General features: G+C 63.7%; 9 protein-coding genes and 1 tRNA gene. 8 read left to right on the top strand and 2 right to left on the bottom strand.

Features of this window, described 5'->3' with window-relative positions; genetic code table 11:
- Window positions 1-166 precede the first annotated feature (166 nt).
- The 5 genes from SH412_RS22905 to SH412_RS22925 all read left to right on the top strand — a co-directional run bounded on the left by SH412_RS22905 (window position 167) and on the right by SH412_RS22925 (window position 6,109).
- Window positions 167-239, top strand: a tRNA-Gly gene (locus SH412_RS22905).
- A gap of 134 nt (window positions 240-373) precedes the next feature.
- Window positions 374-1,870, top strand: a complete 1,497-nt coding sequence (gene tig, locus SH412_RS22910) for a trigger factor (protein ID WP_336520354.1) — start codon at window positions 374-376, stop codon at window positions 1,868-1,870.
- A gap of 102 nt (window positions 1,871-1,972) precedes the next feature.
- Entirely contained in the window at window positions 1,973-2,614 is a 642-nt protein-coding gene (locus SH412_RS22915; protein WP_336520355.1) for a ClpP family protease, read from the top strand.
- Between the two features lie 60 nt (window positions 2,615-2,674).
- Window positions 2,675-3,283: an ATP-dependent Clp endopeptidase proteolytic subunit ClpP gene (clpP, locus tag SH412_RS22920; protein WP_336520356.1), complete on the top strand. Its 609-nt coding sequence runs from the start codon at window positions 2,675-2,677 to the stop codon at window positions 3,281-3,283.
- A 318-nt stretch (window positions 3,284-3,601) separates the two neighbouring features.
- On the top strand, window positions 3,602-6,109 hold the full coding sequence (locus SH412_RS22925) for a hypothetical protein (RefSeq protein ID WP_336520357.1): 2,508 nt from the start codon (window positions 3,602-3,604) through the stop codon (window positions 6,107-6,109).
- Between the two features lie 757 nt (window positions 6,110-6,866).
- Here the strand turns inward: SH412_RS22925 and SH412_RS22930 are convergent.
- Window positions 6,867-7,694 carry a UDP-2,3-diacylglucosamine diphosphatase gene (locus SH412_RS22930; RefSeq protein WP_336520358.1) on the bottom strand — a complete coding sequence of 276 codons (828 nt, stop codon included), beginning with the start codon at window positions 7,692-7,694 and terminating at the stop codon, window positions 6,867-6,869.
- Window positions 7,695-8,036: 342 nt separating this feature from the next.
- On the opposite strand from SH412_RS22930, the gene SH412_RS22935 reads away from it, so the two are divergent.
- Both SH412_RS22935 and SH412_RS22940 read left to right on the top strand, forming a co-directional pair.
- Window positions 8,037-9,287: an outer membrane protein assembly factor BamB family protein gene (locus tag SH412_RS22935; RefSeq protein ID WP_336520359.1), complete on the top strand. Its 1,251-nt coding sequence runs from the start codon at window positions 8,037-8,039 to the stop codon at window positions 9,285-9,287.
- A 310-nt stretch (window positions 9,288-9,597) separates the two neighbouring features.
- A complete protein-coding gene (locus tag SH412_RS22940; RefSeq protein WP_336520360.1) occupies window positions 9,598-10,041 on the top strand; it encodes a hypothetical protein in 444 nt (147 codons plus the stop codon).
- Window positions 10,042-10,076: 35 nt separating this feature from the next.
- On the opposite strand, the gene SH412_RS22945 is transcribed toward SH412_RS22940, so the two are convergent.
- Window positions 10,077-11,900: a serine/threonine protein kinase gene (locus SH412_RS22945; RefSeq protein ID WP_336520361.1), complete on the bottom strand. Its 1,824-nt coding sequence runs from the start codon at window positions 11,898-11,900 to the stop codon at window positions 10,077-10,079.
- Window positions 11,901-12,105: 205 nt separating this feature from the next.
- Here SH412_RS22945 and nhaA point away from each other — a divergent pair, with 205 nt between their 5' ends.
- Window positions 12,106-13,452 carry a Na+/H+ antiporter NhaA gene (gene nhaA / locus SH412_RS22950; RefSeq protein WP_336520362.1) on the top strand — a complete coding sequence of 449 codons (1,347 nt, stop codon included), beginning with the start codon at window positions 12,106-12,108 and terminating at the stop codon, window positions 13,450-13,452.
- The last annotated feature ends 6 nt before the right edge of the window (window positions 13,453-13,458 follow it).

Here is a 13,458-nt window from a genome sequence, read left to right on the forward strand (position 1 = left end):
CATTCTCCAGCGATCCCCCGGCCGGCGGCAGCCAGTCCTCCGTTTCACAACGGACGGTCGATCCCCAAACTGCCGAATCTCACGTTTCGCGCACTCCACTTCGGTCCGTTGGCTTGACGGAAATCTCCCAGCCACGATAATGCCTGTCGCTGCGCGGAAGCGCCAAGCGGGTGTAGCTCAGTTGGTAGAGCACCACGTTGCCAACGTGGTTGTCGAGGGTTCGAGTCCCTTCACCCGCTCTTTTCTATTTCCGGGCCGGAATATGCACGGCGCGATCCGGTTTGCGTCCAGCGGGACGCTCCGCCCGGCAACAACCGTCGATGCCGCGCGTCGATGATGTGATTGAAGCAGTTTCAGTCGAAGGATGAGATCGGTGACCGAGGACACAACAGCGGTGGCAGACGTCGGTGAAGAAGCCCAGACGGGCTACAAAATGTCCCTCGACGTCAACATCGAGACGACCGGCCCCTGCCGCAAACACATTCGCGTCAAGGTTCCCCGACAGGACCTTCAGCACTTCCACTCCGAAGCCCTGAAGGAAGTTGCGGACTCCGCCGCCGTGCCGGGATTCCGCCCGGGCCGCGTCCCCGCGGCCCTCGTGGAGCGCCGATTCAAGAAGGAACTCTCCGATCAGGTCCGCCAGCAGGTCCTGATGCAGAGCCTTGAGCAGCTCGCCGAAGAGCACAAGCTCGACCCCATCAACGAACCCGATTTCGACGTCGAAAGTCTGGTCATTCCCGAAGACGGCGACTTCGAATACGAATTCGACGTCGAAGTACGTCCCGACTTCGACCTGCCGACCTACTCGGGCCTCAAAATCGAACGCCCGATCCGCGACGTGACTGAAGCCGACGTCGACGACTATCTCGAAAAATTCCTTGGCCAGTACGGCACTCTCGTTGACGTCGAGACCCCGGCCGCCAAAGGGGATTTCGTCAACGTCACCATGGCCTTCACGCACGGCGACAAGCTGTTGCGGAAGATCGAGAACATCCCGGTCCAGCTCAAGTCGATCGTCGGCTTCCAGGACACTCAGTTGACTGGTTTTGACGAGCTGCTGGTCGGCGCCACCCCCGAAACCGTCAAGACGACGACGGTCGTCGTCGCGTCCGAAGCTGAGCAGGTCGAAATGCGCGGCGAGACGGTTGCCGTCGAAATCCGCGTGAATAAGATTCAGCAGGTTCGCAAGCCGGATCTCAACAGCGAGCTTCTCGCCCGGATCGGGTTCGACACGGAAGAAGATCTCCGCAGCGAGATCCGCCGCATGCTCGAACGCCAGGTGCAGTTCGAGCAGCGTCAGGCGACCCGCCGTCAGGTGCTGGCGAAGATCACCGAATCGGCCGACTGGGATCTGCCTGAGGAGCTCGTCCGCAAGCAGGTCGAGAACGCGCTCCGCCGCGAAGTTCTGGAGATGAAGCAGTCCGGCTTCACGACGGATCAGATCCGCGCTCGCGAGAACGAGCTGCGGCAGAAGTCGATCTCGACCACCCGCCAGGCGCTGAAAGAGCACTTCGTGCTCGATCGAATCGCCACGCAGGAGAATGTCGAAGTCGCTCCGCACGACGTCGAAGCCGAAATCCATATGATGGCGATTCAGCAGGGCGAGAGTCCCCGCCGGGTGCGGGCTCGCCTGCAGAAATCGGGCGTGATCGAGAACCTCGAAGCCCAGATTCGCGAACGCAAGGCCGTCGACGTCATTCTGAAGACCGCAGAGTTTGTCGACGTCCCGATGCCGGCCCCGACCGAGGACAACGTGGCCTCCATTCCGCTGTCGGTCTGCGGCATCAGCGCCGTCACCACGGGCGGGAGCGATCATGATCACGACCACGATCATGATCACGGACATGACCACGACCACGACGCCACTTGATCCGCCTGCGTAGAATGACGGTGGCGGATCGCGCAACCGGCTGAGAAACTCTGGCGGGTGGCGGCAACGTCTCCCGCCGTTTTTTTTCGGAAAGGTCTCTGCATGTCGAGCTTCGCTCCCTTCTCACCCGGATCCATCCGCAACGCCGGCCGGGACTACGCCCGACAGCGGCAGATGGGGATCGGCGACCTGCTCCTGGAAAACCGGATCGTCTTCCTCGACGGCCCCATCCACGACGCCAGCGCCAACCTGATCGTCATGAAGCTGCTGTTCCTGCAGTCGGAGAACCGGCACCAGGACGTGCACTTCTACATCAACTCCCCGGGCGGATCGGTCTCCGCCACGATGGCTATCTACGACACGATGCAGTTCCTGACCTGCAGCGTGGCCACATACTGCGTCGGACTCTCCGCCAGCGGCGGGGCCGTCCTGGTGGCGGGCGGCACGAAAGGGAAGCGGTACATTCTGCCGCACGCCAAGATGATGATTCATCAGCCGTACGGCGAAGTCGGCGGGCAGGTCTCGGACATCGAGATCCAGGCGCGGGAGATCCTGGAAACCCGCGACGTCCTGAACAGGATTCTCGCCAACCATACCGGGCAGCCGATCGACGTGATCGCAGCGGACACCGACCGCGACCGCTATCTCACCGCCGCTCAGGCGAAGGAGTACGGTCTGGTCGACGAAATTCTGCTTCCGTCCGCCCGCGACAAGCAGCCAGCCGCCGCGACACCGGCTCCGTAGTCGGGTCCGGGAGATCACCGTCCGCCAGGGCATTTTCTGAGCACAAGCGAGGATTCTTCGATGACGTCTCTCATCCCGTTCGTGGTGGAGAAGACCGGCCGCGAAGAGCGGGCCATGGACATCTACAGTCGGCTGCTGCGCGACCGCATCATCTTGTTGGGGAGCCCCATCAACGACGATGTCGCCAACAGCATCGTCGCCCAGTTGCTGTATCTGCAGTTTGAAGACAGCAAGGCCGACGTCCACCTTTACATCAATTCGCCCGGCGGTTCGATCACCTCCGGCATGGCCATTTACGACACCATGCAGTTCGTCGCGTGCGACGTCGCAACCTACTGCATCGGTCAGTGCGCCAGCATGGGTGCGCTCCTGCTGACCGCCGGCGCCAAGGGCAAGCGGTACGCGCTCCCGAACTCCCGGATCATGATCCACCAGCCGCTCGCCGGCATGCAGGGGACCGCTGTGGACCTCGAAATCCACGCCAAGGAAGTCCTCCGCACCAAGCAGCGGATGAATGAGATCATGCTCAAGCACACCGGGCAGACGCTGGAAAAGATCGAGAAGGACACCAACCGCGACAACTTCATGTCGGCGGAAGAAGCCCGCGACTACGGACTCGTCGACAGCGTTCTCGAAAAGCTGCCCGCCGGGGCGACGCCCGCCGTCTAGTCTCAGTCGGTTCTGCAGCGTTCAATCAGGCCGGAAGGGAATCACCCTTCCGGCCTGATTCGTTTGAATATCCTGCAGAGCTCTGTGCATTTCCACTCAAGTTCACTCCGGCTGTCGTCACTCCGACATCACATCTCGTGAAGCGGCGGACGGTCGAGTCTGTCGGCAACGTCATATTCCGGTTAGACTTACGGTTGGTTTTCTGCCTGAATCGCGGTTGCGGCACGCCGTTCGCCTTTCAAGGTCCGGCAAAGTATTCCACCAAGACCGGTGGAGCGTCAGTGTTGCGGGCCGCAGCACGGAACAGGAGTTCTCAACATGATCAAGTCCATCGTCTACGCGAGCCTCGTGACCGGCCTCACCCTGGCGCTGTTCGGCACTGCGGGGACCGTCCTGGGGAAAGACAAGGAGGAGAACAAGGGGAAATCGAACGCCCCGCGGACGCCGCGCGTTGAAGCTCCCAGGAGCCGGGCGCCCGAACCACCCAGAGTCCGCCAGGCGGAACCGCCCCGGCGTGTCGAGCAACCGAAAGCTCCGCCCAGGGTGGAACAACCTCGCCGTGTCGAGCAGCCCAGAACCCCACCCAGGGTTGAGCAGCCTCGACGGGTCGAACAGCCGAAATCCCCACCCCGAGTCGAGCAGCCAAAGGCGCAGCAGACTCAGAAAATCGAGATTCGGGGCGGAGCCCGCAACGAACAGCCTCGCAACGTGGAACGGGGGCCGCGGGAATCGGTCCCGAAAGCCAATCCGCTCCCGACGCCCGGCCCCCGGCCGGATCTGCCAAAGCCTGATCGAGTTCCCGGGAATCGCGGCGAGCGAAATCCGCAGAGCAACGGCCCCAGAACACCTCAGGTTGTTCCGAACCTCCCAGGCGCCGGCCGCAACGCCGGTCCGCGCGAGATTCCGCCTCAGCGGGGCAAGGACGCCGCCGAAAGCGACATTCAGCAACGACTCCGCGATCGCCTGAAAGACAACCCGAAAGGTCCCGACCGTCCGCAGGGAGACGTCAAAGTCCCCGGCGATCGAGGGGGAAATCCGCCGCAGCGCGGTACTGACGCAAGTGAACGTGATCTTCAGCAGCAGCTCCGGGACCGTGCGAAGGACAATCCCAAGGGACCCGGCAGGCCGCAGGGGGACGTCAAGCCTCCCGGGGGCGACCGTAAACCGGGAGATCGCAGCAACCCGCCTCGAACCGGCAAAGACGGCGAACCGCCGACGGGTGGCGCCAAGCGGCCGGACGGCGAACCGAATCGGCCTGGTGTGGATCGCAAACCCGGTCTGCCGGGACGCGGAGACACTGAGAATCGGGGCAAGCCAGGCGACAATCCGCCGAAGCTCCCGGACGGCGTCCGACCTGGACGGGGAGATCGCGATCGCCCCGACGGAAAGCCCGGGATTGACCTGGGGAACGTCAAGGGCCGACCCGATCTCGATCAGTTCGACAAGCGTCCCAACCGCCTGCCGATCCGGATCGAGAAGGACGGCGGCGCCGGGAAGTTTGCCGAGAAAGGCGAATTGCACGATCAGCTCAAACATCTGCAGCGCGCTCGCAATCCGGAAGACTTCCGCAAGGAATGGAATCAGCTCCGCGATCGCGACGACATCCGTCACGATCCCCTGCTGAAGAACGTGAATCTCAATCGCGTCAGCGGCGGCTTCCAGAACCGGATCGCCGACCGCGACTGGGACAATTTGCGGCACACCCGATTTGCTTCGAAGGTCAATCTTGACCGGCAGTTCGGCCTGTACGGTCGCGGCGACGTCGCCCGCCAGCTCAACCTGACGGTCAATCTGAATCAGCGCGGCGGCTGGGGACATCGCTTCTACGGCCCGATCGCGCCGGCCTACCGCGCCAATCACTTCAGCATCTGGTATCCGGGAGCAAGCTGGTATCCGCGCTCGGTCTGGTGTCCGCGCTGGTCGCCGTGGGTCGCCTGGAGCTGGTGGAGCCGCCCGGCCGTCTTTTTCGATCCGCGACCGATCTACTGTCGACCTGCCGTCTGGGATCCTTGCCCGACTTGGGTCTACTACGACTACCCGGTCTGGCAGCCTCTGCCAGTCGTCGCCTGCGGCACGTGGGTCGACGTCCCGGAGGTGCAGCTCGAACCGCAGGCGCTGGACCTGCAGGTCCTGGCCGTCCGCTTCGTCGATCCGGGGCACCCGGAAGAATCGATCGGCCCGCGGTTCCGCATGTGGCTCCGTAACAACAGCCCGGTGGATCTGGCAACGCCGTTCAACGTCATGCTGCTGGCCAGCGCCGACACTCACGCCGACGCCTCGCTGCCACAGTCCGGATCGACGGTCGACCGGATCGGAGCCGGTGAAACGCTGGCGGTCGATATCCGCCTGCCGTTCGAAGCCAATCGCGTGGCGAAGGACGATGTCGGCCGCTCGGTCCCGTTCAACTTCCTCCACGCCCTGGTCGACAGCCACCGGCAACTGGACGAAGTCAACGAGGCCAACAACGGCATCGTGCTTGCTCGCGGAGACATTCTCCCCGTCGACCCGGCCGCCTTCTCCACCGACGTGACGGCGGCCGCCCCTGGAAACGTCGTTTCGCTGGCTGGCGAGGGCCTCGGCCCCGAACCAGGCCAGGTCATCGTGACCTTCAACGGTCTGGAACAGGACGCGGAAATCCACGGCTGGTACGACCTGGGAATCCAGTTCCGCCTGCCCAACGTTCCGCTGGCCAGTCCGGTGGACGCCGAGATCGTCGTCATCCGCGGCGACGGCGCGGTCTCCAATCCGGTGACTGTGCAGATCACGCCGCAATCGATGCTGACGGAAGCTCCGCCGCTGGCGGTCCCACCTCAGCCGGTGCAGTGACAGTCGACAGATTCGAGTTGCAAGATTCGAATTGCAGAAGAAGCCCCGAGATGGAAGTCTCGGGGCTTCTGCCATTGGTGCGGACCAAGTCATTCGAACAGACGGCGCGGACGCTGCCCGCGCATCTCTCGTTCTCAGGCGGCCTGAGAACGAGAGATGCGCGGCGGACGAGGACGTCCGCCGTACGTACCGCGATCGGCTCCGGCGGGGGGAGTGTTTTACGCTTCCCCCGCCGGAGTCCGTCTGGCGGTGATGTTGGGCCGGTGGAAGTCCCGGCGGTTCAGTCGCTTTGATCAGGTTCGCCGGTCTTGCGGCCGGGTGAACGGGGAAGGCATCGACGTCGAGGCTGTGCGCACACGGGGTGCGCCCCTCGGGGTTTCCTGGCGGAAACCCCGTCGCTGGGCCCTGATCAGGCCCGGGTGAAGGGGTCGTTCCGGACGCCTGCGGAGGTCCGCAGACACGAGTGCACTTCCTTGACCCCTTCATAAATAGGGGGTTTGTTGCGCGGAAAGTTGTAAAGTGAGGAGTGGCTAGTGGTTAGTGGATGGTGGCTAGTGAAGAGAAGATCGAAGAAGTGGGGAGTGGTGAGTGAAGAGAGGACGGATGACGAGGAGGACGCGGGAGCGTCTGAAGAGTGCGTTCCCAGGCGGAGCCTGGGAACGAGGGAAACGAGGGGATGGAGTGGCCGCTACAGCTTGAAGCGGGCGAATTCCTGGAACGCCGTTCTCCTCCATCGCTCGCGTCAACTGCAGATCGCCTACGCCACTGTCGAGGCCGTTGCCGCGAATTCTTCGTGCGGAAAGTCGACTTCGAGCGGTTCGATCGGCGGGGCGTCGTCGAAGTGCCGGAGCAGGGCGAGTTCGCCCGTTTCATATTCCACCAGGGCCGTGCAGTTCTCGACCCAGTCCCCCGTGTTGCAGTAGGCGATTCCGTCGATCTCCGTCTGCGCGGGCGTGTGGATGTGACCGCAGATCACGCCGTCGCAGCCCTGACGGCGGGCATGGTCCACCAGCCGCCGTTCGAAGTCGCTGATGTAGCGGACGAACTGTTTGACCCGGCGTTTGATCACCGCGCCGAGCGAATACTCCGAGCCCGGCCGGAGCTGACGCCAATGGCTGACGCAGCGATTGGCCGAAAGGAGCACGTCGTAGCCGATCGCCGCAATCTGCGAGACCCAGCCGGCGGCGCATTCGACCCGGTCGAACTTGTCGCCGTGCGTCACCAGAAACCGCCGGCCGTCCATCGCTTCGAACACGAACTCGTCCTGGACGCGAATGAAGCTGAAGTTCCAGGGAAGGCCGCGCAGAAAGGCGTCGTGATTGCCGGGCGTGTAATAGATGGCTGTGCCGGATTCGGCCAGCTCGTAGAGATGGGCCAGGATCTCGTTGAAGACGGGATGCCAGGCGAGCGACCGGCGGAGTTTCCAGCCGTCGATAATGTCGCCGACGAGGAATATCTGTTCGGGAGAGTGCTGCTGCAGGAATTCGAGGAACTGTTCGGCGTGGGCATGCTTGCAGCCCAGATGCACGTCGCTGACGAACAAGGTCCGAATCCGCCGTCGTCGCCGTCCATGGGCTGTTTGCATGGTCTGGGTTCCCGGGTGAAGACGCGTACTCCGTCCGGTCTGAAGGGGGCGTCCGATGCCGCCTTCTGAAGAATCGACGGAATTTCTAGCCCGGAGCGATGGCGAATTGATGAAATTGACGTCAACGAATAGCGAATTCTGGCTGGAAATCCTGAAATCCCAACGACTTTGACGCCGGGATGCGGGGCGAAAGGGCCTCCTCGGGGCGATCGGACTTTGCAGCCGGGGCGTGGTCGCGTCTTGCGGGCTGGCGGGGCTTCGATCATGCTGCGTTGTTGATGTGAAGATTCCGTCAACCGAGTCCGGCCTGAAACGGACTGCGAACCGAGCACGGGAAGAGTTATGGTCCAGAAGTCATTGAGTGGCGGCGCGATTACCGGGTTGCTGGTCGTCTGGGGAGTGCTCTCGGCCGCGACGTTGCAGGCTGAGAACTGGCCGCGATTCCGCGGTCCGGACGGGACGGGCGTCAGCGAAGACGCCACGATTCCGGCGACCTGGACCGACAAAGAGGTGGCCTGGGCGGTCGAACTGCCCGGCGTCGGGCATTCGTCGCCGGCGATCTGGGGCGAGCACCTGTTCGTGACCTCCGCCACCGACGAAGGAAAATCGCGCACGCTGTATTGCCTCGATTCGGTCACCGGGGAGATCCGCTGGTCGAAGACCGAGAAGTTCGCGACCAATCACCTCCACGCGAAGAACAGCTTCGCCTCCAGTACGCCGGCGACCGATGGAGAGCGGGTTTACGTTCCTTATGCGGACGACGCGGACTTTGCCCTGCTGGCGTATGATTTCAACGGCGAGCAGGTCTGGAAGGCGTCGCTGGGTCCGTATTCCAGCCAGCATGGAATGGGAGTTTCGCCGATCGTCTTCGAGGACCTGGTGATCCTGCCGAACGATCAGCGGGGGCCGAGCAGTGTCGTCGCTTTCAACCGGAAAACCGGCAAACAGGTCTGGAAGACCGATCGCGAAGCGCGGGAAGCGTCGTACGCGACGCCAATCATCGTCGAAGTCCCCGGCTCCGCTCAGCAGCTCATCTGCGCCAACGGTGCGACCGGGCTGACGAGCCTCGATCCCCGGACCGGCGAATTGATCTGGAAGACCGAGCCGCTGCCGCAGCGCACGGTCGCCTCGCCGGCGTTCGTCGGCGGGCTGGTCTATATCACGTGCGGTCAGGGGGGCAAGGGGACCCGGCTGATCGGCGTCGATCCGACTGGCCGCGGCAACGTCGAGGCCACGCACATCAAGGTCCGGAAGGACAAGGGAATTCCGTACGTCCCGACGATCGTCGGCTACGGCGACTGGATCTTCCACTGGAATGACAACGGCGTTGTGAGCTGTTACGACGTCGGGACGCAGGAACAGTTGTGGGAGAAGCGGATCGGCGGCAATTTCAGCGGGTCGCCCATCGTCGTCGGGGGGAAGCTGTATTGCATCGACGAGTCCGGTCAGGTGGTGGTGCTGGGGGCCGGGCCGCAGTTTGAGCAACTCGGCGTGATGCCTCTGGGAGACTCCAGCCATTCGACCCCCGCGGCTGCAAACGGTCGGCTGTACCTGCGGACGTTCCACAAGTTGACTTGCATTGGCGGAAAGTGACGCGGGAATAACCGTCGTGCCATGCCGCAAAAACCGGGGAGCTCATCCTGAGGCAACCGGGTGGCCGGGGTCGAGTCTTCGAGCCCCCGGATTCTCGCCACCTCGCTGGGGGCGGCCCAAAGCGGCCGACCCCAGCCACCTGAAGTCAGATCCCATCGGCATCAGGCGCCACAAGGAGAAGCCTCTGCAGACAAAAGTGAACGGAATCCGTTATTCTGGAATTCACAATTCGGGATTGTCGATCGCGGCGGGGCCTGTCGCAGAGTCGCAATCGGGTCGCTCACCCACGCACGATCGAGAGACTGCCGACATGCCTGCCTGGCCGGGGGGGCCCTGCCCCAACTGCGGTGAAGACATCCCCGCGAACATCGTGAGCTGCCGGAACTGCCGGACGCTGTTGAATACGGACCTGCAGCGGGACAGCGTGGAGATTCCCGCATTCGTCCCGCTGGAGGAGGTTGGCGTGCTGATTGATCTGGTTCCGAAGGGGGCCTGGCTCCCCTGCCCGAACTGTCAGCAGGAGCTCAAGATCGCCTTCAAGTACTTCGGCCGGAAGGTGCAGTGCAAGCACTGCGAGAAGACGTTCCGGCCACGGGCGGAGTCCCGCGCGGTCCGCGCCGCCGATGTTTACGCCCGCTGTCCGCACTGCGATGAATCACTGCGGTTCAATCGCAAGTATGTCGGGCAGAAAGTGGCGTGCAAGTTCTGCAGCGGCCGCCTGCGCATTGTCGCAAGCGAGGAAGTCGCTGAATAGCGGTGTCGGCTCTTCGAACAGCGATTCGCATGCCTCTACTCAGTTCGGCAGGCCTGCAGCAGGCAGGTCAGACGCCTGGCGTCGAGGTCAGTGCGGACGGTGGCCGTGATGCCTTTGCGGAAGACGGCCCGGAGCGTCAGCTTGTCCGCGGTCACCTGAACGACCGCCCGCAGATGTGTCGTTTCCGGAGTGGCGGCGGCCGTCGTCGCAAAGGACTGATCATCGTCGATGGCAGATTCGCCGGTTCGCAGCACGAGCTGAACGGTCGGAATGCCATCGGCGGGGAGCGCCGCGACCTCCGCCGCATTCACGATCGCCCCGTTCTGCAGGCCCATCGGCTGAATCAGTCGAGTCAGCGGGCCGGGGAACTGATCGGCATCGGTTACGACGATCAGGCGGACGCTGGCGGGATCGAGCGGGGCGGCGATCGGCCCCTGAGCGATCGAGCGCGGACCGACAGCGTGGACGACGTGAAGCAGATCGTCGTGGCGGCTGTTCTTAGGAGCCAGAATCCGGCTGCCCGCCGAATGGGCAACCGCCAGGTCTTGCATGGTGGAGTCGCTGGAACTGAGGACGACGCATGTTCCGGTGAGAAGCTGTTGCGAATCGAGTTCCGCCAGCAGATCGACGCCTCGGCCGTCACTGAGCTGCATGGAGGTCAGCAGCAGGTCTGGCGGATTCTCGCGGATCGTCAACAGTGCATCCTGCCGGGTCTGGACAACTTCGAAGTGCTCGAGGCCGGCCCGTTTCGCGACGTCCTTGAACATACTGGCCAGCATCCGCGAAGGCTCGACGATGACGGCGGTCTTCAGGTGGCGAACGGCTGTCGCGGCAGGGGCTTCGGGGGCGACGTTGCGAGCATCCCGGTGGCTGTGAATGAGCGCCAGCAGTTCGTCGGCCAGTTCGGCGGCGGTCTGGTAGCGATCCGCCGGGCGCTTGGCCATCGCGCGGGCGATGATCCGATCACACTCCGCCGGCAGGTTGGGACTCAAACGGGTGGCGACAGGGGGCGGCTTGGTGAGGTGGGCCGTCATCACCTGGACGACGGAACCGCATTCGTAATACGGGAAGTGAGCCGTCAGCAGGCGGAACAGCGTTCCGCCGAGGCTGTAGATGTCCGTTCGTGCGTCGATTTCCGTCGCTTCGAACTGCTCGGGGCTCATGTATTGGGGAGTGCCGAGAATCTGCCCGGCCTGCGTCACCGTGGTGCGCGTGCTGCTGTCGGCGTCGACCAGTTTCGAGAGTCCAAAATCGACGACCTTCACGAGGCCGTCGCGGGTGAGCATCAGGTTCTCGGGTTTGATGTCCCGATGGATCAAGCCTGCGGCGTGGGCCGCGGCGAGGCCGCTGGCGGCCTGGGCGACCAGCCCGCACGCGTCGGGCCACGGCAACGGACCGCGACGGTCTGCGTGCTGCGCGAGACTGCCGCCCGAGAGGAGTTCCATCACCAGGTAGTACTGGCCGTTCCATTGGTCGATATCGTAAATCGACACGACGTTCGGGTGGTTCAATCGTCCGATCGCGCGGGCTTCCTGCAGAAACCGTTGCAGGGCGGCGGAGGAGGCGGCGACATCCTGCGAGAGGACTTTGATCGCGACTTCGCGCTCGATCATGGGATCGAACGCCAGATACACCGCTCCCATCCCGCCGGAGCCGAGCTTTGAGCGGATCTGATACTTGCCGACCGTCGATCCCAGAGCAATTCCCGCGCGGTTGAACCGACCATCGACCACCGATTCGCCGCCGATGATCGTTTGGGTGTCGGGAAGGCCGCTGGTCGATAGCGCGATGTCGCCCGCGGACAGAAATTCCGAGAGCGATTCGTCGCGGTCTGCTGTCTGGTGGGGGTTGAATGTCATGGGATTCCGCACAGGACTCCGGTTCGTGCAGTTTCGCCTGCGTTAAAGGACTACGATACCAAAGCGCTACGTCAGAATTGGGGACCAGTCTGTCCGGGATCGCGGCGTGCCGAACGATTTCGCGCCGGTGTTGACCGCGCGGCTCCGGTTACAGCGAAAACTCCGATTGCAGCGGCGAGCGCCGTCAGGGACGCAAGAGGGCGGCATGATTCGAGATCGCGATATCAAGCAGAATTCCAGACTCCCCGCCGAGCCGATCGACCGGCTGGTCGACCCGCTCAACCGATTTTTGCACATTCAGTCGGCCAGCGGCGTCGTGCTGCTGCTGTTCACGGCGGCAGCGCTGGTCCTGGCCAACTCGCCGGTCTCCGAAGACTTTCTGTCTTTCTGGAAGCTCACCGCAGGCGTCTCCCTCGGTGAGTTCGAGTTCCGCCACTCGTTGAAACACTGGATCAACGACGGCCTGATGGTCGTCTTCTTCTTCGCCGTGGGACTCGAAGTCAAACGGGAGCTGGTGCTTGGCGAGCTGCAGTCGCTCCGTTCGGCGGCGCTGCCGGTGGCGGCGGCGATCGGCGGGATGGCGGTCCCGGCGCTGGTCTATCTGACTTTTCAATGGGGCGCCGCAGGGGAGCGCGGCTGGGGCATTCCGATGGCGACCGACATTGCCTTCGTCGTCGGCTGCATGGCCCTGCTGGGATCGCGCGTCCCCCGGAGTCTGCGCGTGCTGCTGCTCACGCTGGCCATTGCAGACGACATCGGCGCAATTCTGGTGATCGCCGTCGGCTATGCGGGGGAACTGAACCTGCAGTCGCTCATGTGGGGCGGCGTCGGCATTGGCGCGGTCGTCATGCTGGCGCGCAACGGCGTCCGCAGCGTCCCGGTGTATGTCGCGTTCGGGCTGGGGATCTGGTACGCGTTTCATGAGTCTGGCGTGCACGCCACGGTCGCCGGCGTCGTTCTCGGACTGCTGACTCCGGTGCGCCCCTGGATTCACCACGGGCTGTTCGCGGAGTTGATCGATGATCTCCGCGAATTCCTCCACGGCGACGCCTGGCAGGATCCGGAAGTGCGGCTCGACATGCTCAAGTCCGCGAAGCTGGCGGTGCGCGAGGCCGCTTCCCCGGCGGAACGCCTCGAATCGCTGCTGCACCCGTGGGTCAGCTTCGTGATCATGCCGCTGTTCGCCTTCGCGAATGCGGGGGTGCGGATCGAGTTCGCGGCGTTTGCCGAACCGGTGGCCGTCGCCGTCGCCGTCGGACTCATCATCGGCAAGCCGCTGGGGATTGTGCTGTTCAGTTGGCTGGCGGTCTGCGCGGGACTGGCGCAGCTTCCCGACGGCGTCTCATGGAAGGTGCTGGGGGCTGGCGGCGTGCTGGCGGGAATTGGTTTCACGATGTCGCTGTTTATCGCGGGACTGGCGCTGCAGGACCCCTTGCTGGACGCGGCGAAAGTGGGAATTCTGTCGGGATCGGCCGTCTGCGCCACCCTCGGAATGGCCCTGCTCCGGTGGCTGTTGCCGCAGCCTTTGCGAACGGAGTCCTCCTCACGATAACGACTG

The sequence above is a fragment of the Planctellipticum variicoloris genome (genome assembly GCF_030622045.1).
Lineage (GTDB): Bacteria > Planctomycetota > Planctomycetia > Planctomycetales > Planctomycetaceae > Planctellipticum > Planctellipticum variicoloris.